The sequence below is a fragment of the Lysinibacillus sphaericus genome, from assembly GCF_000600105.1.
Classification (GTDB): domain Bacteria; phylum Bacillota; class Bacilli; order Bacillales_A; family Planococcaceae; genus Lysinibacillus; species Lysinibacillus sphaericus.
The window spans coordinates 4277195-4298783 of the sequence record NZ_CP006837.1 but is presented as its reverse complement, the minus strand read 5'-3'; the positions used below and the strand labels follow the sequence as shown (position 1 = coordinate 4298783).

The window sequence follows — 21589 nt, the reverse complement described above, 5'->3', positions numbered from 1 at the left end:
GCATTAGTGTAACACAATTTTCTTCACGTTGTTTTTCATTTCAAATAATCGGTAAATCGAATATTCAGAAAATGGATTTTTGTTTTTGAACATTTTACGGTATATTAATAGTGAAAAGTATTCTATGCTAAAAAATAATGTTCAAAAGGAGGAATGCTTATGTCAGATAATACTTATCAGCTAATCGCTATTATCATTTATATGATTGTCATGCTCGGAATCGGGTGGTATGCATTCGTTAAAACTTCAAATTTAACAGATTATATGCTAGGTGGTCGATCCTTAGGGCCTGCTGTTACAGCGTTGAGTGCAGGTGCGGCAGATATGTCTGGTTGGCTTTTAATGGGGCTTCCGGGGGCAATTTATGCTTCAGGACTTGTTGAAGCATGGATCGCCATCGGGTTAACAATAGGAGCTTATTTGAATTGGATGTTTGTCGCACCAAGATTACGGGTTTATACGCAAGTTTCAAATGACTCAATTACAATACCGAGTTATTTAGATAATCGCTTACGTGATCATACAAGATTAATCAGAATTGCTTCAGGACTCATTATTCTATTGTTTTTCACATTCTATGTTTCCTCAGGTATGGTAGCTGGCGGTAAGTTTTTTGACAGCTCATTTGGCTACGAATATCATACAGGTTTATTGATTGTATCAGGTGTAGTTGTTGCTTATACATTGTTTGGTGGTTTCCTAGCTGTGAGTTATACGGACTTTTTACAAGGTCTTATTATGTTTTTAGCACTGATTACAGTACCTTTATTTGGGCTATTTTTAACGGGTGGTCTTAGTGAAACAGTAGAATCCATTAAAACGGTAAACCCAGAACATTTAAGTTTATTACCAGCATCAGCGACAGCTGCAGCGATTATTTCATCGCTTGCATGGGGGTTAGGATACTTTGGGCAACCACATATAATCGTGCGTTTTATGGCGATTAGTTCTGTAAAGGAAACGAAACAGGCTCGTCGCATCGGTATTGGTTGGATGATTTTAAGTCTTATTGGTGCCCTTGCAACTGCATTAGTAGGTGTAGCGTACTATCAACAAAATGCAGGGGAATTAAAAGACGCTGAAACGGTCTTTATTGTACTTGGTCAAATTTTATTCCATCCATTTATCGCGGGTATTATGTTGGCTGCTATTCTAGCTGCAATTATGAGTACCATTTCATCGCAATTAATTGTCACTTCTTCAGCTCTCGTTGAAGATATTTACAAGGCGTTATTTAATAAAACAGCAAACGATAAACATTATGTGTTTATTGGGCGTATGGCAGTTTTAGTAGTAGCCGTAATTGCAGCAATATTAGCTTGGAACCCTGAAAATTCCATTTTAAATTTAGTAGGGTTTGCTTGGGCTGGCTTCGGGGCTGCGTTCGGTCCAATTATTTTACTATCATTATATTGGAAGAAATTGACGAATTATGGAGCGCTCAGTGGAATGGTGACAGGTGCGGCAACAGCCTTTATATGGGGTAAAATAAAGCTGCTTTCAACTACTTTATACGAAATCGTGCCAGGATTCATTGTTTGTTTAATAGTAGCCGTTGTTGTAAGTATGGTGACTTATAAGAGAAATGCAGAAATCGAGGAAGAATTCGATCGTACTGAAACATTGTTAAAAAAAGAGCGAGGATAAGTTGATAAGAGTAAGCTAAAGTTAGTTTACTTATTTCTAATTTAACATAGTTTATCTACATTAAAGCATGCGCCCAATTTTCTAGTCTAGGGCGCATTTGTTTTTTTATAATGAGCAGACTATTTTTGATGATTCGACGTTGAAGTATGTGTATAAATAACGCTGCGGTGGAAGGAATCTTTGCCGACTAAAAGACACAGTTTAGGGCATTATATGGTAAGATGAAGAAAATTTGTTGTAGCAACACCAAGGCGTTGGTGGGAGGATTGTGAATGGATAAATTGAAAGAAGTAGATGTATTGTTAGAAAAGGCCATATTAGTTGGTGTTAATTTACGTAATGATAAGCATTTTGATTATTCGATGGAGGAGCTTACAAATTTAGCTGAAGCTTTAAATGTGGAAGTGGTAGGTATCGTCACGCAAAATTTAGAGCGAGTCACACCATCTCATTATGTCGGGACAGGTAAAATCGAAGAGATAAAAAGTTTTTATGAAGAAGCACAAGCTAATCTTGTGATTTTTAATGATGAATTATCACCTTCACAAATCCGTAATTTAGAGCGCGATTTAGAGACGAAAGTCATTGATCGGACGATGTTAATTTTAGATATTTTTGGACGCCGTGCCAAAACACGTGAAGCACAAATGCAAGTTGAGCTGGCGCAACTTCAATATATGCTTCCACGTTTAGTCGGTTTACATGCTTCCCTAAGCCGACAAGGTGGTGGTACTGGTGGCGGTTTTAAAAACCGTGGAGCAGGTGAGACCAAACTTGAGTTAGATCGTCGTAAAATAGAAGATCAAATTTCTAAAATAAAAAAAGAACTCGAGCAAGTAAAGGAGCAACGAGAAACCCAACGAAAACAAAGAAGAAAAAATGCTGTACCTGTTGTATCCATTGTGGGCTATACGAATGCTGGTAAATCAACGATTATGAACCAGCTCCTTGCTAAAATTGGACAAGAGGATCATAAACAAGTATTTGAGAAGGATATGCTATTTGCTACACTCGAAACGTCTGTCCGTTATATTGAATTACACGATAAGAAATCTTTTTTATTAACAGATACAGTTGGCTTTGTTAGTAAGTTACCGCATCATCTAGTAAAAGCGTTTCGTTCTACATTAGAAGAAGCGCGGGATGCAGATTTATTGCTCCACGTTGTGGATGTTTCAAATGCAGAACATGGCTTTATGATGGATGTTACAAATGAAACGTTAAAGGCGGTTGGAGTGGAAGGAATCCCTACTATTTATGTATATAATAAAGCGGACTTAGCAAATGTGCCGTACCCTGTTATCAGTGGGGACAATATTTGGATTTCTGCTAAGCAAGGCAATGGTTTAGATGAACTTTTACAAATTATACGTCAGCATATTTTTTCCGATTATGTAACTTGTAAAATGCTTATTCCATATGAGCAAGGAAATATTGTTTCTTATTTAAATGAAAATGCGACGATTTATGAAACGGCATATGAAGAAGCGGGCACATTATTAAAGCTTGAAGTAAAAGAAGCCGATTATGCAAAATATCAACATTTTGTTGTTAAATAACATAGAGTTAAAATATAAGTAAGCCAACACATAGCTAGAAAAGTTGCCTAGCTTATTTCTATGGAAATGACACATATAACAGAATAAAGCTTGTGCGTTGAGATAAGGTCGCCATGTACCTTGCGATAACTAATAGTAATTGGAAAAAATGGGCTTTGAAAAAATTACAATCAATGGTGACTCTCGCCATTGATTTTTTTATTTGCAATAAATAAATTATTTTCTGATTATATAGTATTTTAAAATATTATATTTATATTTTATTTTTTTGATAAAGCAAAAAGTGCGAAAACGTAGATATTTCAATATATTTAAGAAAATATCAACTAATCAATCTGAATATAGAGAAAACTGATAAATTTTCAACATTTTTTAAAACTCTTGATAAAGTGATAAAAACGCTTTAGTATGATGAAACATAGTTTTTTATCCTTACTAATGGGTAATAATATTTTTAAGGAATAATAAAATGGGAGAGGATATTGTTATGTCTACTAAAGATGAAATTGTAAAATCCGTCCCTCAAAATGGTTTTGTCGGACACCCTAAGGGGCTCTTTACATTATTTTTCACAGAATTTTGGGAACGTTTTTCATACTACGGGATGCGAGCGATTCTAATTTTCTTCATGTATTATGAATTAAATGAAGGTGGATTAGGTCTTGATCGCGGTACAGCGAACTCCATTATGGCCATATATGGTTCCCTTGTTTATATGTCGGGTATTATTGGTGGCTGGATAGCCGATCGACTTTTAGGTACACGTAAAACGATTTTTTATGGTGGCGTATTAATTATGATTGGTCACTTCCTGCTAGCATTCCCTGGCGGTGTGACAATGTTATTTGCGTCGATGGCGTTTATTGTTATCGGTACTGGTTTATTAAAACCGAATGTCTCAAGTATTGTAGGGGATATTTATGCTGAAACAGATAGTCGTCGTGATGCAGGATTCTCGATTTTCTATATGGGCATTAATATGGGTGCATTCATTGCGCCGTTTATTGTCGGAACAATTGGACAAAAGTATAGCTTCCATTTAGGCTTTAGTTTAGCAGCCGTTGGTATGTTAATTGGTTTAATTGTTTTTAAAGTAACAGAGAAAAAATATCTAGGATTAGCGGGCTTACAAGTAAATAACCCGTTAAAACCAGAAGAACGTAAAAAAGTCTTTACACAAATTGTTATTGTAGCGCTAGTTATTCTTGTCTTAGGTGGTATCGGCATTAAAACTGGTGTACTAACAATGAATGTCTTTAGTTTACTTATTACTATACTTGGTGTACTTATTCCAACAGCTTTCTTTATTTATATGTACCGCAGTGAGAAAACAACGAAAGATGAGAAATCTCGTCTTCTGGCATACATTCCGTTGTTTTTAGCGGCAGTTATGTTTTGGGCTATTCAAGAGCAAGGTGCAACAATCCTTGCGACGTATGCAGATGAGCGTACACAATTAAATCTTGGTGGCTTCCAGTTGGAATCATCTTGGTTCCAATCATTAAATCCTTTATTTGTTATTACATTATCACCACTATTTGCGATGTTATGGCTAAAATGGGGCGATAAGCAACCATCCACACCACGTAAATTTTCTTATTCACTATTTTTTGCAGGACTATCATTTTTAGTGATGATGATTCCGGCACATCTATCTGGTGGACAAGCTTTAGTTAGTCCGTTGTGGTTAGTATTATCATTCTTTTTAGTAGTAGTTGGGGAATTATTATTATCTCCTGTAGGTCTGTCTGCAACAACGAAATTAGCTCCACAAGCTTTTGCTGCACAAACAATGTCACTGTGGTTTTTAACTAGTGCTGCGGCTCAAGCGATTAACGCTCAACTTGTTAAGGTATACGAGGTTGTAAGTGAATTCACATATTTCGGATTTTTAGGATCATTGTCAATTCTTATTGGCATACTCTTATTAGTACTTTCACCGATTATTTCTAAAGCGATGCGAGGCATTAATTAGTTAAATATGCTGGGATAATAGAGAAAAGTGTTAGATTGACTGCCATCAATCTAACACTTTTTTGTTATGGCGTTGTTGTCTGCTACGGTGGTGCTTTCCGCGGGCACACACGTAAGCCGCAACCCTCACTCGCGCACGGAATGCCAGCGTCTTACGCTACGTGCATTCCCGCAGGAGTCAGAGCCTTCGCTCCCAACAACTAGTACACGATTCTATTTATTGTTTACTGCAAAAGAATAAACAGCTTAGGTTTCGTTTATTTTGCATAATAGAGAAAAGTGTTGTTGTCCGCTACGGTGGTGCTTTCCATGGGCACATCGTTAGTTGTTACAAAACTAAAAGACATTACTACGCATCTTTTTTGTCTTTTGTGTAGTCTATTAGCTAGAAGATAATTTAATTTTCTGTAGAATAGGACTATTTTTCGTTATAATAATCTTACTAGTAACAATTTTAAGGGGTTGGTTGTCATGAAAGAAGCATTGGATCGTTTGAGGCCAAGATTAATGGAGATTTTCACGTATTTACATGCACACCCAGAAATAAGCTGGAAAGAGGTAGAGACAACAAATTATATTGTTGATTTGTTGACGCGTGAAGGATTTTCCCCACAACGCTTTAAAAATTGTACAGGGCTTTATGTTGATATCGGCAAGGGAAATCCAAAAGTGGGCTTACGTACGGATATAGATGCATTATGGCAAGAAGTAGATGGTGAGTTTAGAGCGAATCATTCCTGTGGGCATGATGGTCATATGACAATGGCAATTGGTGCACTCTTACTTTTGAAAGAGCAATCTCAGTTATTAAAAGGAACAGTACGTGTTATTTTTCAGCCAGCTGAAGAAAAAGGAACGGGCGCACTAGCTGTTCTAAAAGAAGGTATTATTGATGATTTAGATTATTTATTTGGCGTCCATTTAAGACCTGTCCATGAGCTTGAAGATGGTACATACTGTGCAGCGTTGTATCACGGCGCATCCCGTTTACTTGAAGGGGAAATTATAGGTGAGGACGCCCATGCAGCAAGACCGCATCTTGGTGTTAATGCAATTGAAGTTGGGGCAACGATAATAGAGGATTTACGCACTATTCATACAGATCCAATGGTGCCTGTCTCCATTAAGATGACAAAATTTCAAGCTGGAGGAGATTCGGGGAATATTATTCCGGGAAGAGCTGCCTTTACAATTGATATCAGGGCACAACGGAACGATGTCATGGAGACACTCGCTTTAGGTGTCAAGCGTGTAATCGATTCTTCAAAAATATTGCATAAAGTGCAAATTGAATTACAGACAGTTGCTAATATTGTTGCTGCTGAGGTAGATACGACGGCTCAATATATTATGGAGCAAGCTATTGTAAAGGCTGCTGGCCTGTCTAATTTACGTAAGCCTGTACATACCCCAGGAGGAGAGGATTTTCACCATTATGCGGTGCAACGTCCGCACTTAAAATCAACTATGCTTGGTCTAGGTTGCGGATTAACACCAGGGTTACATCATCCAAAAATGAAATTTAAACAGGCAAGACTTGTAACAGGAGTGGAAATTCTTACAAACGCTGTATTAGGAGCATTAAAACTAGAACCATAAAGGAGGCATCAGAACATGTTAAAAAACGTTGTTATTAAAAAAATGATGACACCTGCGGAGATTGCTGAGGTGCAATACTTAAATGCTGAAATTTGGGGGAGTCAAGCAATTCCATCGCATCAAATGTTAGCGGCTGTACAAAACGGTGGATTATTGCTTGGTGCTTTTCTTGAAAGTCGGCTAATTGGTTTTAATTACTGCTTTGTAGGCTATTTGGACGGAAAAATGTATTTACACTCACACATGATTGGTGTTGAAAAAACATATCGTGAACAAGGTGTAGGAGAACTATTGAAGCATGCTCAACAAGAGTATGCACGAGAGAATGGATTTCAACTAGTTCGTTGGTTAATTGATCCATTAGAAGCGCGCTTAGCAAATTTATCGTTTTTAAAGCTTAGTGCTTTTAGTGATCAGTATGAGGTAGATTATTACGGGCCACTACAAGACGATTTTAATGATGGACTACCTTCGGACAGGATTGCAGTCGAATGGTGGATTGAGCGCAATCATGCAGACGATAGTTTAGATGAGCTAGAAGAAGTGGCAGAACAAATAACATCGTGGACGTTGACAGTCGACGGATTGCCTGTGCTCGATAAAGAGGGTGAATTCGATAGTAAGCAACAATTTTATAAGGATGCTTATTTAGTACCAATCCCACAGCATCTGCAAAAGATGAAAATAGAGAGTCCTAAATTAGCAGAAGATTGGCGTTATAAGATGCGTACCATTTTAACAACCTTTTTTGAGCAAGAATATGCAATCGTTCGTGTGAAAAAGCATAAAGAATATGTTCATTTTTATCTGTTGGTCAGACGCTCTTTATTGGCTTTATAATGATGGATAAGGAGTGACGTTTGTGAGAATAGAAGAGATTACAATTAGACATTTAAAAATGCCAATGAAAGCACCGTTCACAACGAGCTTTGGTACTGTTGCTGAAAAAGAGCTATTGCTTTTAGAGGTGAAGGATGCAAGTGGCACGATTGGATGGGGTGAGACAGTTGCTTTTGTAGCACCTTGGTATACAGAGGAAACACTAAAAACGACGTGGCATATGTTAGAGGACTTTTTAATGCCCGCTTTGCTACATAAAGACATTGCACATCCGGATGAGGTTAGTGCCTTGTTCGCCACTATTCGGCGTAATGGTATGGCTAAAGCCTCGATTGAAGGTGCAGTGTGGGACATTTATGCTCAGCAAACAAAGCAATCTCTTGCACATGCATTAGGTGGAAGCAAGGACCTTATTGATGTAGGCATTAGTGTAGGTATTCAATCTAGTACGGATAAGCTATTAGAGCTAATAAAGGTCTATGTGGAAAAAGGCTATAAACGGGTAAAAGTAAAAATAAAACCGGGCTACGATGTCGAAGTCATTCGTGCTATTCGTGCTGTATTTCCTAATCTGCCTTTAATGGCGGATGCAAACTCAGCGTATACATTAAATGACATTGAAGTGTTACAACAGTTGGATGCATTTAATCTGCTAATGATTGAGCAACCACTTGCAGCAGACGATATTATCGATCATGCCAAGCTTCAAAAACAGTTGAAAACACCAATCTGCTTAGATGAAAGCATTACATCACTAGAGGATGCAAGGAAAGCAATTGAGCTAGGTAGCTGCGGTGTAATTAATATTAAAATTGGACGTGTAGGCGGCATAACAGAAGCCAAAAAAATACATGACTATTGCCAACAACATGCTATTCCTGTTTGGTGTGGGGGCATGTTAGAAGCGGGAATCGGACGAGCACATAATATCGCTTTAACAGCGCTTTCTAATTTTGTTCTACCGGGTGATACCGCAGGTTCTAGCCATTATTGGTACGAGGATATTGTAACACCCGAAATCGTAGTGGAAGATGGGCATATTCGTGTGCCACAGAGCATCGGAATTGGCTATCAGCCGAATTTAGAAATTATTGATAAATTAACAATTAGCAAAAAAGTCTATAAAGGGTAATAGGGCTTGGCTTATTTTCCATCATGATTGTTAGTATTGCATAAATAGTCGAGGAGAGAAGTGATTGAAAAAGAGCTTACAAATCGGCGGTGCTTATGTAGGAATTATCGTCGGTGCGGGGTTTGCATCAGGACAAGAAATCATTCAGTATTTCACGAGTTATGGCAATAAGGGGATTATAGGTGCTCTTTTAGCGACACTATGGTTTGCCTTTGTGGGAATGTGTACAGCACAAATTAGTTCGAGGTTGCAGACAACGTCCCATAAGGATTTGATTTATCAAATTTCAGGGAATACGATTGGTTTTTTAATGGACTTTGTTCTATCGCTATTTTTGTTTGGTGTATCAGTTATTATGTTTGCTGGTGCTGGCGCTACGTTTGAGCAAATGTTTGGACTACCCGTATGGCTGGGGAGCATTTGTATGATTGCCCTCACCATGATGACAGTAATGATGAATGTAAAAAGCATTATTAATATTATTGCAATTGCAACGCCTTATTTATTAGCTGTTGTTACGATTATTGCAGTCTATTCAATAGCTACGATGGATTTATCGTTTGCGGAGCAAGCAACAATAGCAGAACAGCAATTACAAACATCCTCTAAAAGCTGGTGGGTAACGGCGTTGCTGTATATGTCTTTTAATATCGGCGTATGCTTCTCGCTCCTTACAGTGATGTGTGGCGCAATCCGTAATGAACGAATTGCAGGTATGGGTGGCATTATTGGGGGACTGTTGTTAGGCGCGCTCATTCTACTTATTCATTTTTCTCTTCTAGCTAAAATGAACGTTATTGTCGGGTTGGATATTCCAATGTTAGCATTGGCGAATGAAATTCATCCAATCGTAGGTTTATTAATGTCATTTTCATTATTAGGGATGATTTACAATACGGCGGTAGGGATGTTTTATTCGTTTACGGTACGATTTTTTAAACCAACAAAGCCTAGCTTTAAAGTTGCTGTAATTTTTATGGGTGGTTTAGGATTTTTGGCAAGCTTAGTGGGCTTTACGACACTTGTATCAAAATTATATGCAGTGATGGGCTATGTAGGATTTATTTTGGTGGGGTCTATTATTTTTGCGTGGTTACGAGGCATAAGACGAGTAGTGTAAATATAAGGTAATTGAGAAGGATAAGCTATGCCATTCTCAATTACCTTTTTATTTTGGAAGAACTTGCGGGTTGGGGAGCGCGTTGAAATGCATCAAAAAATAAGTCGTTTAGCCAATATTATTGTTGAAAAATCAAAGTTTTCAAGTATTTCCAACTAAAACGAGAACAATTCTCAATAGTTGGTTGACTGATAATAGAAAGATGCTTATAATGAGAATCGTGAGTAATGATAATCATTTTCATCCGATAATTAATTACAAGCAAAAATGAATCTACCGGGGATTACAATGAAAATAAGATATCTTTTAACAGCAACTGTTGTGTTGTCTATTGTGTCGCTATTTATTGGTGTAGTAAATATTAAACCAAGTGACTTATTAGACTTCGGTTCAGAAGAAACTAGACTATTTATTATTAGTCGTGTACCAAGACTTGTAGCAATTTTGCTAGCAGGTGCAGGTATGAGTATTGCTGGTTTAATTATGCAAAGCTTAAGTAGGAATAAGTTCGTGTCACCAACTACAGCAGGAACTTTAGATGCTACGAAATTAGGTGTCCTAATTTCAATGATGTTTTTTACAAATGTCACGTACTTCCAAAAAATTTCCTTCGCTTTCATATTTGCTTTAGCCGGCACATTATTGTTTATGCAAATATTAAATCGAATAAAGTTTAAAGATGCGATTTTTATACCGCTTATTGGCTTAATGTTCGGAAATATTCTTTCGTCGATTACGACATTCTTTGCGTATAAGGCAGATATAATTCAAAACATTACTGCATGGTTACAAGGAGATTTCTCTTTAATAATGAAAGGTCGTTATGAGCTTTTATACATAAGTGTACCTGTTCTAATTTTAGCTTACATTTATGCGAATCGTTTCACAGTGGCTGGAATGGGTGAAGATTTTGCAAAAAATCTTGGTCTTTCCTATAAATTCGTTGTGAATTTAGGTCTAGTGTTAGTAGCACTCGTAACAACTACGGTGGTATTAACTGTTGGTATGATTCCTTTCCTTGGATTAATTATTCCAAATATCATATCGCTATTCAAAGGGGATAACCTTGCAAAGACATTACCACATACAGCATTACTCGGAATGTCATTCCTATTATTATGTGATATTTTAGGACGCGTCTTGATTTTCCCTTACGAAATTCCGATTAGTATGACGGTCGGCGTCATCGGAAGTGCCATCTTCCTATTTATGTTGTTTAGGGGGAGAGCATATGCGTAACCGTACCAAAATGTTGATATTACTAGGATTAGCAGTAATTGCTATGTTACTGTATGTCTTTTATGAACTAAATGGGAACTATCATTATGCGTTCCCTCGTCGCCTCATTAAAGTGGTGGCGATGGCATTAACGGGAATTGCCATTGCGTATTCCACAGTGGTATTCCAAACGATTACACATAATCGGATATTAACACCAAGTGTTATGGGACTTGATGCGTTATATATGATGGTGCAAACAATTATTTATTACTTCTTTGGCTCTATGTCCATATTCGTTATTAATGCGCAATATAATTTCATGTTAGCTGTTACAGCTATGGTAATTTTTGCACTTATTTTCTATCGGGTATTGTTCAAAGAAGGGAAACGACCGATTTACTTCCTACTGCTAGTCGGAATGATTGTCGGAACGTTTTTAGGAAGTGTCACAACATTCTTCCAAGTATTAATTGATCCTAATGAGTTCTTAAGCTTACAAAGTAAAATGTTCGCCAGCTTTAATAATGTGAATTCAGATTTAGTATGGTTAGCAGGTTTTGTGATTGTCGGAACTTTTATATACGGATGGCGCCATATGAGCCAGCTCGATGTGATGTCCCTTGGTCGTGATACAGCGATAAACCTAGGAGTACCTTATGATAAGCTTGTACAGCGCATGCTTATTCTATCTTCTATATTAATTGCCGTTTCTACAGCTCTTGTTGGGCCTATTACATTCTTTGGCTTAATCGTAGCGAATTTATCGTATCAGTTTTTCAAGACGTACAAGCACTCTGTGTTAATCGCAGGCTCTTGTGTGATGAGTATTGTTGCTTTAGTCGGTGGACAGTGGATGGTCGAGCGTATTTTTAACTTCGATACAACACTTAGCGTCATTATAAACTTTGTAGGTGGTGTGTACTTCATCTACTTATTATTGAAGGAAAGTAGGTCAGCAGGATGATCCAAGTAAAAGAGATTTCTAAGTTTTTTGGGAAAAAGCCGGTCATTCAAGATGTTAGTGTAGACGTTGCACCAGGAAAAATTACGTCTTTTATCGGACCAAATGGTGCAGGTAAATCAACATTGCTTTCAATGGTAAGCCGTTTACTGAATGCAGACACTGGAGAAGTACTACTGGATAAATCGGATGTGCGTCGCTGGAAATCCGATGACTTTGCAAAGCGCGTATCGATTTTAAAGCAATCAAACTACATGAATGTACGTCTAACAATACGCGAACTTGTATCATTTGGTCGTTTTCCTTATTCAAAAGGGAACCTAAAACCAGAGGATGAGCAAAAAATAGATGAAGCAATACAATATATGAATTTAGACGATATTCAGCATAACTACTTGGATGAATTATCGGGTGGTCAGCGTCAACGGGCATTTATTGCAATGGTCATTGCGCAGGACACCGACTATATTCTATTAGATGAGCCACTTAACAATTTGGACATGAAGCATTCCGTGCAAATCATGAAAATATTGCGTAAGTTGGTCGATGAGTTAGGGAAAACAGTTGTCATTGTTTTACATGATATTAACTTTGCATCTGTCTATTCTGATCATATCGTCGCTTTAAAAAATGGACGTGTTGTAAAAGATGGTCCAACGAATGACATTATTAACTCAGATGCATTAAAGGAAATCTATGATATGGATATCCCTGTTCAAGAGCAGAATGGCTGTCGCATTTGTGTCTATTTTAACTCATAGTAATAATAGATAGTCCTACCTATCTAAAAATATAAAAACAATTAAAGGAGCATTTCACAATGAAAAATTGGAAATTACTTACTGTGCTAATGGCAATGATGCTTTTAGTATTAGCTGCTTGTAGTTCGAAAGAAGAATCAAAAGAAGACGATAAAGGTTCAACAGATAATAAACCTGCTGAAGAGCAAAATGAAGCTGCTTCTGCTTACCCAATCACAATCCCAGGTAGTACAATGGGCGAAAATACATTTGAAGAAGTAACACTTAAAGAACAACCAAAAAATATTGTTGTATTTGACTATGGTTTCCTTGATACTTTAGATGCTTTAGGCGTTGACGTTGCAGGTGTGCCACAACAATCAGTACCTAGTTATTTAAGCAAATATGCTGACACTACGTATGTAAACGTTGGTTCTTTAAAAGAGCCTGATTTTGAAGCAATTTCTTCTATGAGCCCAGACATTATTTTTATTTCTGGTCGTCAAGCGGCTGCTTACGAAGAATTATCTAAAATTGCACCAACTGTATTCGTTGGTGTAGATAACGCGAAATTCATGGAATCATTTAAAACAAACACTGAATTAGCTGGTAAAATTTTCGGTAAAGAGAAAGAAGCTGCTGATGCATTTGCTGCATATGAAGCGAAAGTAGAAGAGATCAAAGCAAAAACTGCTTCATCTGAAGACAAAGCTTTAATCGTTTTAGGTAGTGAAGGTTCATTATCTGCATATGGTCCTGGTTCACGTTTTGGTGTTATTCATGATGTATTTGGTGTAAAAGCTGTTGATGATACAATTAAAGTTGATACACATGGTGATAACGTAAGCTTTGAGTACGTACGTGAGAAAAACCCAGATATGTTATTCGTAGTTGACCGTGATGCGGCAGTTAACCCTGAAGGTGAGTCTGGTACAAAAGCTGCTATTGAAAATGAAATCGTTAGTGCTACTAACGCTGCTAAGAACGGTAAAATTTTCTATCTAAATCCAGAATATTGGTACCTATCAGGTGGCGGTTTATTATCAGAAACTGCAAAAGCTGACGATATTTTAAAGGCGTTTAACTAATATGTTTGTTCAAATTAAGCGTATGGTCGTTACAGAAGGCAATGCCAATAAGGTTGTAGAGCGTTTTGGAGCTAAAAAGGATGGTCCATCACTACTTGAACAGCAACCAGGTTTTATCGATAAGCAAGTCCTTGTAAAAAAAGTACGTCGTGGCGATGAAGAAGTGCTTATTATGGTTCGTTGGGAATCTGAAGAAGCATGGAAAAATTGGGAGAAGAGCCCTGAGCATATTGCTGGTCATAAAGCAAATGCAGGTAAGCCTAAACCTGACTTTATCATTGAAAGCGGACAAGATGTTTACTATGTAAAAGGTTAATAAGAATGGGAGGTGTCACAAGTAATTTGTGGCACCTCTTTTTGCTTTTTAAGATATAGCAATATGTGTGAAGAAGTAGGGAAGAAAAGGATGGTAGGCAAGAGGGTGACTCTGTTTGTGTCACACCTCACCTCGCCATGAATGAAGGTTGTACTTTAATGTTTAATCGAAGTTTTATTCCAGCTATTGAAGGCTGAAGTAATATTAAAAGAAATACCGCTCTCATTAATGCATAATCCAGTAAAATTAGTCGGACAGTAATAATAAGCTTCACTTGCCTTAGTAACAGAATCGAAAGTCTTTGTAGAGGCAATATAATCTGTATTTGTAACATCAGTTGGTAAGTCTGCATTGTTAACGGTATTACTGCCGATGCTATGGTGATTAAGAGATTGTATTTGCTTCCCTCGGGCATACATAATGCTGCAATGAGGAGCTTTATAAATCATCGGGGTATGAAGATTCAAACCAGAAGTTAAAGGGCTCACTAAAGACAATAATAATAAATCGTCATCGGACACTTTTACAATCTTATATTGCGCCATATAGGCATCCATTTTTTGCTGAAAAGTATCTTCAAAACCAGATGTATCACAAATGGAGTTAGATAGAGTAGATTTAAGTTTGTATGCTGCTAAAGTTTCTTGATAAGCTCGTTGCTCTGCTTGAATAATGAGTTGTTCAATAGATTGTTGTTCGTGTGAAGGCTTTTTAATAGTGATTTCTTCTGCCGCTACATAAATCGTGCAGGAAAAAGTTTCTGTAAGTATTAGTATAGTGTTATTTACTCCATTAGCCATTTCAATCACTCCTAATTTGGAGAATTTTAAAATTAACATAAGGCAAAAACTCCAGATTGTGTCACATATATTACAGATGAATTTTACCTACCTTAAGCGTAACATCTGTCAGGACGCCATTTCAATGGTCAGTTAACGCCAAAAAATGGCGGTCACTAGTATTATCCCGCCATTTTTTATACTACTTTTTGGCAAAAAACTGGCGTGCTATTTGAAAATACCGCCATTATTTGGCGGTATATATGTTTTTATTATCAGTGATAGGTAGAAAAGGTGAATACTAATTCATTTAACTCGATAATGATAGAATTAATTACCAAAAATATATATAATATTGAATAATATAATTAAGGAGGAAGAGGGCTATTGAAGGATATAGATGGACGCATTAATGAATCTTTAGACATAATTATTGAAAATGATGCAATGCTTGGTGATGAATTAAAAACAATGCTTAAAAGCTTTAAAGAAGAAAAAGTAGTTACAGGCTATTCGTTTGGCAAACTATGTTTTTGGCATTATGAAGCATTTGTAGATTGTTTGAATGATGATATTTATAAAGTCGCTGCAGCTATTGAACTTCTAATATTGTCCTATGATATTATTGATGATTTACAGGATAAGGATTCTGATTATATTTGGAGCAAAACACCCGAACTTGCATTAAATGTTGCATTAGCCATGCTCGTTATGTCATCTAAGACTATACATAGCACTACTTTTGAACACAAAAATATGGCTCTTCGATTATTACAAGAATATGCATTGCGAAGTATTAGTGGCCAGCAGTTAGATGTACTCAATGATTGTCAAGATGAGCAATCATATTTACAAATGATTGACCAAAAATCAGGTTCCCTAACAGCGATGAGTTGTGTTATTGGTGAAGTACTTGCCAAAGGAGAAATGACTGCTGAAATAGAAGAATACGGAAAATATATAGGTATTATTCAACAAATAAAAAATGATATTCAAGGTTTAAAAACATGGGGACCTAAGAATGACCTTATAAATAAAAAATATTCGTTACCAATTATTTATCTAATGTCACAAAATAATAGTGTTTCAAAATATGTGATAAACTATTATAATAAAGATATAGTTACATTTTTGGATAAAAATGCTATAGAAAATGAGCTGAAAAATGGTGGCGCAATACGCTATGCCATTACGATGAAGAACCTCTATAAGCTAAAAGCATTGAATAATCTCGAAAATGTTGCTATAAACAAAGTAGGTAAAGAATACCTAATCAAACTAATGAGATGAGGAGAGATTTTTATGATTAATGTAATTCAGTATCTAGAACAAAACCCTGCACTAGTATCACTGTTAAAAGAACAGAAAGTCGCATTAATTGGTTTTTCAGCAACTGAACAACAGGCTATACTTGACTCATTCGAAGAAGAACTATGCCTACAACAAACAATTTGGAACTAAATATAATTATACGAAAATGGTTTATGCTTGCTATAAGTGTTTACATTCTGCTAGGTTTCTACCTACTATATGTTACTTATAGCAAGCCTTATTTGGGTATAGATATAAAAGAAATAAATGGAAACTGGATAGTGGAAAAATCATATGGACCATTATTGACTGGGCAAAGAATCTCTGCGAACGATATTATTTTAAACATAGATAATGTTCCAATCGACGCTATTCCTTATGTCAAAGATGATTTTGTTATTAGGGCGGCAAATATGTTAACTATTTTGAAGCCTGATGGTCAAATTATCGATGTTGAGGTAAGTAGTTTAGATTTTACTGACCACTTTTATTTTGTATTGGTAATCCCAGCGTGTTATTATTTTTTAACATTTTTTATTGTCCTTTATTTGTATTGTAAACAAAAAACACCTCGCTATTAAGATTGCTTATTTTATTTATGCTATCGGTCTCTATAGCCTATCTTAGTAGCGGCGCATCTGGCAGTCTAAACAGTATAGGCATTATCGTCAATCGAGGGAGTATGCTATTATGTTTAGTATTGTTTTTACATTTTTTGAGAAATTATTTTATTTTTTTAAAGGCAAATTGGATACTTTCTAACAATATTAAATTATTTTATCTACTACCGATTATAGCCATGCTATTTGGCTACATTGGTATTATTTATTATGACTTGCATGATTTCCTTTCAAATATTGTTTTAACTGTTTTCTTAATTTTCCTTATTACTATACTTGGCATTTTATTGCTAAGCTATTTTAAATATAAATCACCTCAGTTGAAAATTTTGTTAAATGGCGTAATGATTCCTTTTCTTCCATTCTTGTTTCTTTATGCAATTCCACTTATATTATTTAATCGATATATTCTTTCCGCTGAAATCAGTGCTTTATTTTTATTGTTGATTCCATTTAGCTTTATTTTTACTCAACTAGCGGAACGATTATTTGATATTGAATATCACATTACAAGACTTCGGTACTATGTAATATTCTCTTTAATATTTACTTTGTGGTTTGCTTTTGGTTTGTATTGGATCGCTGGGAAATTTTTAACGATGACTGTGATATCAGGTATTTCATTGTTTACTTTTTTATCGTTGGTTGTTCTTTTCTACATAAAAGAGAAGGTCGATTATCGCAAGCGTAAAATATTGTTTTCTACTAAAGGTGATTATATACATCAGTTATATATTGCTGTAGATAGAATTGGCAAAACGATTAAATTAGATGAGCTTCTAGAAAGGTTTGCACAAGAGGTTTCACTGCACCTTGAGCTTGAGCATGTATTTGTATTAACCTATGACTATGACACAAATCAATTTACTTCAATGGTTGAGGGAAAGATTCCTATAAATCCTATGTTAATGGAAGATTTAAGATTAGGAGAAATACGGAAACTTGACAAAGTCTATCTAGCTTTCCTCCATCAAGATGCTCATTACAAAAGAGCCTTAGTATTGGGGCATAATAATTCAATTCATTTAAAAGAAGAAGAGCTACTATGGCTCGAGTTGCTCCTGTTATATGTAAATAATTTTATAGAAAATACAAAAATGGTGGAAGAACTGTTAGAGGAACTAAAGCATATGAAGCAAGCAGATGATGGTCAATTACCTTGGCTAAACAAACTACTGTGGTTAAGGTTTGAAGAGGAAAAATATCAATTAGCTCAAGAATTGCATGATACGAACTTACAAGAGCAACTCCATATTGCTCGAGAAATAGATGTCTTAATAAATGCAAAAGATACAGTAGAAATCCAACAAAAACTTGTAAAGATTCATCAACAAATGGTTACATCTTTACACGATTTAAGAGCTTATTGTGAAAATTTGAAACCCCCGCTATTAGACACACTAGGGCTAAATGCAGCCTTAGAAAAACTCATTCGAAAAGTAACAGAAAGAGCTAGTTTTTTGCTAATCTATACAATCGATCGCCTCTATCTAGAGGATGAGCGAATGAACTTAATGATTTACCGTCTATTTCAAGAATTACTCAACAATGCTATGAAACATTCCTATGCGACAACAGTTGAAATTCATCTTAAGGAAATGGACAATGGATTTGAAATCATTTATCAGGATGATGGGGTAGGCTGTAATGTAAATGATATTATAGTGGCAGAATCGATGGGGATTCGTGGTATGCAAGAGCGTGTAAAAGCCTTTAATGGACACTTTTACATGGATACCCATATTAATAAAGGGATGTCTATTAGAATTACAGTAAAAGAAGGAAGTGACACACTTGATAACGATGCTCATAGTGGATGATCACCCAATTGTGTTAGAGGGAACAAAAAATCTATTTAAAGAAAATGAAGATATTTTAGTGGATACAGAAAGTGATGCAACTTCTGTCATTCCAAAAATTAAAAACAAGCCATATGATATTTATCTTATTGATATCAATATGCCTTTAGAAAATGGCATCCATTTAGCTCGAAATATTAAAGCTCTTCAGGTGGATGCGTCGATTATCCTTTATACAGGGGATGATATTACGGATTATTATCCACTCATTTTGGAAAGAAAGATCGAGGGGATTTTAGCGAAGACAGCATCTAAAGAGCAAATATTACGGACAGTTCGAGCCATTGCCAATGGTGAAATTGTGTTACCAAAAAATTTCTTAGATTTTCTTGATAATCGCTTTAAACTGCAGGATGCAAAGCTCGATATACATTTAAATGAAAAAGAAAAGAAAATTTTAAGATTGATTGCTAAAGGGCATACAAATAAAGCAATAGCAATCGAGTTAAATATTCCTCAGCGAACAACTGAAAGATATTTAACACAGTTATTTTCCCTACTCAATGTAGATTCAAGTACAGAAGCAGTAAACCTTGCAGAACGAATGAATTTACTCTAGTTTTAAAATATGGTAGAATGTATAAAAATATTGCTATATTTTACTATAAAAGGGTATTTTAGGTGCGCACCAAGAGGCATTGCCTATACTTAGAATAATTTTCTGTATTTATAATTCTAAATACCTATTATGTGTATTAAACACCGCCATTTTTTGGCGGTGTTTTTGTATTACCGCCAAATCACGCCAAAAAATCTAGCGAAGTCCGCCAAAAAAGTGGCGTAAACACAACATTGAAATGGTGGTATAAGTACTGGTACGCTTAACTTAATCGTGGTTAAGTTTATTTGCCATAGTGCGTAATAGTGTAAGTGTATGGTTCATTAATTAATAAATTACTAATTTGTTTATATAGTAGAAAGTGGATTTTTTTGTAATGTTACTAGCTAGACAGCATATTCAAGATAAAACTTTAATAAAGGTAGGCGTATAATTTGAAAGTAGAACTTGAAAATTTAATCTCTATAGATGAATCTAATAAAGATCAAGTCATTAAAGTTTATAATCGCTATGGTATTTTGGTAGGTGCGCCTGAAATCAGAAAAAGAAATTTGAAGGCATCTTTTAATCCTATTTTTACTTTAAATGAAGATGTGACGTATGAGCAGGTGGCAGCATTATATAAATCATTGGAACATGAATTAGGGATTGTCTCTATTGGAGAACGTTTTTACTTTGATTTTTCGGAGAGCGAGTATGAACAAGCGCCATTATTTACTTTAAATTCTACGGGGAATTCCCCAGAGATGTTTGTAGATGATAAAGGGACTTTATTTTCTATCAGTACGTATTGTAAGCAGTGTGGTCTAATGGAAAAAGAGCAACTCTCACCATTAGTCATTGATACTTCGCAAATGAAAGATCGTCATTTAGTCCATGTAAGTGGGTACTGGGTAGCTTCCGAAGAATTAGTGGCACTAATGAAGCAAGCTAAAATTGAGGGCTATGAACTATTGGAAGTAATGCATAGCGGATCAGAAGTTGGAAAACAGCCTGCATATCAAATAATCCCAACACAGATAATGCCTGGATGTAGCGCTGAAAGAATTAAACTGTATTTTGCTACTGAACAACCACCTTGCAAATGTGGGTTAAGCGGTGTCATTAATGGTCCTGATATTTATGATCGTAACGATATAATAACTTTAAGTGGTGATGTATTTTATTCTTCTGAATGGAGTCATGATGGCAGATATCTGTACAGAAAAACACTATTTAGTAGAAAGTTCAGGGAGTTAATTATTAATAATCGTATTTCTAGAGAAGTTAGAGGAGAAAAAGATCAAAACTTTGGACCGAAAGATTGGTTATTTGACCCAGTATTATTAAAATAGTCTGAAGAATGAAATATCAGAGGGTTGGAGAGTGCTGATGTTGTTTAGAAAAATACTACCTATAATAGCTATTTTATTTATTGTTGCATTAGCACTTTCAAATTACTTCAATAAATTGGATGAAGCATCTATTCGACTAGCTCGTGATATTAAGTGTTTACTGATGCTATAAATGCCGAAATATATGAATATACTCCTCTATTTCACGTAATTATGGTATGATGTGAAAAAACAATTCGTGAATGTATTTTGAGGTGACATTTTGATAAAAAAATGGGGATTTCCATTAGCAATAGTAACGCTAATCGCTTTTTTTATGTTGCGGTTAACATATCAGGGTGAGACAATTTTTAATTTTGATACAAAAGTGGCAGACATATTATTTGGTAATCCGTTTATCGAAGCTTTTCATTATATCGGTGAGCCGAGTTTTGTGATTACCGTTGCGCTTATATTAATGGTGTATTTAGCATGGAGGGTAAAAAATTACCGAGGCATGCTATTTGTTTTGTTAACATTTGCAGGAGGTAATGTACTGAATCAATTGCTAAAAAAATGGATTCAACGACCTCGACCAGAAATAGAAGATCAATTAACATCGTTTAGTTTTCCATCAGGACATGCTATGTCAGGCATTTTGTATTTGTTTACCGTTGCTTATTTGTTATCTGAAAATAACAGCAAAGCACGTCAAATACAGCTTTGGGTAGGGGCAATTGCACTGACAATACTTATTGGTCTATCACGTATAGCAGGTGCGCGCCATTTTGCTTCTGATGTACTAGCTGGCTGGTGCGTCGGTTACACATGGTTTATCATTTGTGTACTTTGGTATGAGCGACGTAAACGATTATATAAAAAGAAGACTATAAAACAATAGTACTAATGTGAGCAGTACCCTTCAAAGGGTGCTGCTCTTTTTAAGTAGTG

21 protein-coding genes are annotated in these 21589 nt (G+C 35.8%); 20 read left to right on the top strand and 1 reads right to left on the bottom strand.

Translation table 11 applies throughout. From position 1 onward, the window contains the following. Positions 1-159: 159 nt before the first annotated feature. The 13 genes from putP (at position 160) to T479_RS20765 (ending at position 14197) form a co-directional block, all read left to right on the top strand. Positions 160-1647 carry a sodium/proline symporter PutP gene (gene putP / locus T479_RS20820; protein ID WP_025220735.1) on the top strand — a complete coding sequence of 496 codons (1488 nt, stop codon included), beginning with the start codon at positions 160-162 and terminating at the stop codon, positions 1645-1647. Between the two features lie 272 nt (positions 1648-1919). Beyond that, complete coding sequence (gene hflX, locus T479_RS20815) at positions 1920-3206, top strand: GTPase HflX (protein WP_025220734.1); 1287 nt, start codon at positions 1920-1922, stop codon at positions 3204-3206. Positions 3207-3693: 487 nt separating this feature from the next. Then, positions 3694-5181: a peptide MFS transporter gene (locus tag T479_RS20810; protein ID WP_025220733.1), complete on the top strand. Its 1488-nt coding sequence runs from the start codon at positions 3694-3696 to the stop codon at positions 5179-5181. Positions 5182-5651: 470 nt separating this feature from the next. After that, positions 5652-6779 carry a M20 peptidase aminoacylase family protein gene (locus T479_RS20805; protein WP_024361374.1) on the top strand — a complete coding sequence of 376 codons (1128 nt, stop codon included), beginning with the start codon at positions 5652-5654 and terminating at the stop codon, positions 6777-6779. 15 nt (positions 6780-6794) lie between these two features. Then, positions 6795-7619 (top strand): GNAT family N-acetyltransferase, encoded by an 825-nt coding sequence (locus T479_RS20800; protein ID WP_025220732.1) that lies wholly within the window; start codon positions 6795-6797, stop codon positions 7617-7619. A 22-nt stretch (positions 7620-7641) separates the two neighbouring features. Then, positions 7642-8751: an o-succinylbenzoate synthase gene (gene menC, locus T479_RS20795; protein WP_025220731.1), complete on the top strand. Its 1110-nt coding sequence runs from the start codon at positions 7642-7644 to the stop codon at positions 8749-8751. A gap of 64 nt (positions 8752-8815) precedes the next feature. After that, positions 8816-9871, top strand: a complete 1056-nt coding sequence (locus tag T479_RS20790) for a YkvI family membrane protein (RefSeq protein ID WP_025220730.1) — start codon at positions 8816-8818, stop codon at positions 9869-9871. Positions 9872-9898: 27 nt separating this feature from the next. After that, positions 9899-10030 carry a hypothetical protein gene (locus tag T479_RS24245; RefSeq protein WP_265101553.1) on the top strand — a complete coding sequence of 44 codons (132 nt, stop codon included), beginning with the start codon at positions 9899-9901 and terminating at the stop codon, positions 10028-10030. 129 nt (positions 10031-10159) lie between these two features. After that, positions 10160-11110: an ABC transporter permease gene (locus T479_RS20785; protein WP_024361370.1), complete on the top strand. Its 951-nt coding sequence runs from the start codon at positions 10160-10162 to the stop codon at positions 11108-11110. Beyond that, positions 11103-12056, top strand: a complete 954-nt coding sequence (locus T479_RS20780; protein ID WP_024361369.1) for an iron chelate uptake ABC transporter family permease subunit — start codon at positions 11103-11105, stop codon at positions 12054-12056. The genes T479_RS20785 and T479_RS20780 overlap by 8 nt, the downstream gene beginning before the upstream one ends. Next, positions 12053-12814, top strand: a complete 762-nt coding sequence (locus tag T479_RS20775; RefSeq protein WP_024361368.1) for an iron ABC transporter ATP-binding protein — start codon at positions 12053-12055, stop codon at positions 12812-12814. The genes T479_RS20780 and T479_RS20775 overlap by 4 nt, the downstream gene beginning before the upstream one ends. 59 nt (positions 12815-12873) lie before the next feature. Continuing rightward, complete coding sequence (locus tag T479_RS20770) at positions 12874-13881, top strand: siderophore ABC transporter substrate-binding protein (RefSeq protein ID WP_024361367.1); 1008 nt, start codon at positions 12874-12876, stop codon at positions 13879-13881. Between the two features lies 1 nt (position 13882). Further along, positions 13883-14197, top strand: a complete 315-nt coding sequence (locus tag T479_RS20765; protein ID WP_024361366.1) for an antibiotic biosynthesis monooxygenase family protein — start codon at positions 13883-13885, stop codon at positions 14195-14197. Between the two features lie 155 nt (positions 14198-14352). Here the strand turns inward: T479_RS20765 and T479_RS20760 are convergent, their stop codons facing one another. Next, entirely contained in the window at positions 14353-14997 is a 645-nt protein-coding gene (locus T479_RS20760; protein WP_029747106.1) for a hypothetical protein, read from the bottom strand. 366 nt (positions 14998-15363) lie between these two features. On the opposite strand from T479_RS20760, the gene T479_RS20755 reads away from it, so the two are divergent. The 7 genes from T479_RS20755 to T479_RS20730 all read left to right on the top strand — a co-directional run bounded on the left by T479_RS20755 (position 15364) and on the right by T479_RS20730 (position 21539). Continuing rightward, on the top strand, positions 15364-16266 hold the full coding sequence (locus tag T479_RS20755) for a polyprenyl synthetase family protein (protein ID WP_025220729.1): 903 nt from the start codon (positions 15364-15366) through the stop codon (positions 16264-16266). A gap of 12 nt (positions 16267-16278) precedes the next feature. Next, positions 16279-16437 (top strand): competence pheromone ComX, encoded by a 159-nt coding sequence (gene comX / locus T479_RS20750; protein ID WP_024361363.1) that lies wholly within the window; start codon positions 16279-16281, stop codon positions 16435-16437. Positions 16438-16568: 131 nt separating this feature from the next. After that, positions 16569-16868 carry a hypothetical protein gene (locus T479_RS24310; RefSeq protein WP_320407243.1) on the top strand — a complete coding sequence of 100 codons (300 nt, stop codon included), beginning with the start codon at positions 16569-16571 and terminating at the stop codon, positions 16866-16868. A gap of 101 nt (positions 16869-16969) precedes the next feature. After that, the gene (locus T479_RS20745; RefSeq protein ID WP_320407242.1) at positions 16970-18727 is read left to right on the top strand and encodes a sensor histidine kinase; all 1758 of its coding nucleotides are present in this window, start codon (positions 16970-16972) and stop codon (positions 18725-18727) included. Beyond that, positions 18711-19325 carry a response regulator gene (locus T479_RS20740; protein WP_227665477.1) on the top strand — a complete coding sequence of 205 codons (615 nt, stop codon included), beginning with the start codon at positions 18711-18713 and terminating at the stop codon, positions 19323-19325. The genes T479_RS20745 and T479_RS20740 overlap by 17 nt, the downstream gene beginning before the upstream one ends. Positions 19326-19759: 434 nt before the next feature. Further along, a complete protein-coding gene (locus tag T479_RS20735; protein ID WP_025220727.1) occupies positions 19760-20659 on the top strand; it encodes a hypothetical protein in 900 nt (299 codons plus the stop codon). Positions 20660-20924: 265 nt separating this feature from the next. Beyond that, entirely contained in the window at positions 20925-21539 is a 615-nt protein-coding gene (locus T479_RS20730; RefSeq protein WP_025220726.1) for a phosphatase PAP2 family protein, read from the top strand. The last annotated feature ends 50 nt before the right edge of the window (positions 21540-21589 follow it).

Excerpts from the sequence above, each read along its gene's own strand:
- putP (WP_025220735.1), top strand. The coding sequence starts at position 160 with ATGTCAGATAATACTTATCAGCTAATCGCTATTATCATTTATATGATT.
- hflX (WP_025220734.1), top strand. The coding sequence starts at position 1,920 with ATGGATAAATTGAAAGAAGTAGATGTATTGTTAGAAAAGGCCATATTA.
- T479_RS20810 (WP_025220733.1), top strand. The coding sequence starts at position 3,694 with ATGTCTACTAAAGATGAAATTGTAAAATCCGTCCCTCAAAATGGTTTT.
- T479_RS20805 (WP_024361374.1), top strand. The coding sequence starts at position 5,652 with ATGAAAGAAGCATTGGATCGTTTGAGGCCAAGATTAATGGAGATTTTC.
- T479_RS20800 (WP_025220732.1), top strand. The coding sequence starts at position 6,795 with ATGTTAAAAAACGTTGTTATTAAAAAAATGATGACACCTGCGGAGATT.
- T479_RS24245 (WP_265101553.1), top strand. The coding sequence starts at position 9,899 with ATGCCATTCTCAATTACCTTTTTATTTTGGAAGAACTTGCGGGTTGGG.
- T479_RS20785 (WP_024361370.1), top strand. The coding sequence starts at position 10,160 with ATGAAAATAAGATATCTTTTAACAGCAACTGTTGTGTTGTCTATTGTG.
- T479_RS20780 (WP_024361369.1), top strand. The coding sequence starts at position 11,103 with ATGCGTAACCGTACCAAAATGTTGATATTACTAGGATTAGCAGTAATT.
- T479_RS20775 (WP_024361368.1), top strand. The coding sequence starts at position 12,053 with ATGATCCAAGTAAAAGAGATTTCTAAGTTTTTTGGGAAAAAGCCGGTC.
- T479_RS20770 (WP_024361367.1), top strand. The coding sequence starts at position 12,874 with ATGAAAAATTGGAAATTACTTACTGTGCTAATGGCAATGATGCTTTTA.
- T479_RS20765 (WP_024361366.1), top strand. The coding sequence starts at position 13,883 with ATGTTTGTTCAAATTAAGCGTATGGTCGTTACAGAAGGCAATGCCAAT.
- T479_RS20760 (WP_029747106.1), bottom strand. The coding sequence starts at position 14,997 with ATGGCTAATGGAGTAAATAACACTATACTAATACTTACAGAAACTTTT.
- comX (WP_024361363.1), top strand. The coding sequence starts at position 16,279 with ATGATTAATGTAATTCAGTATCTAGAACAAAACCCTGCACTAGTATCA.
- T479_RS20745 (WP_320407242.1), top strand. The coding sequence starts at position 16,970 with ATGCTATTATGTTTAGTATTGTTTTTACATTTTTTGAGAAATTATTTT.
- T479_RS20740 (WP_227665477.1), top strand. The coding sequence starts at position 18,711 with ATGCTCATAGTGGATGATCACCCAATTGTGTTAGAGGGAACAAAAAAT.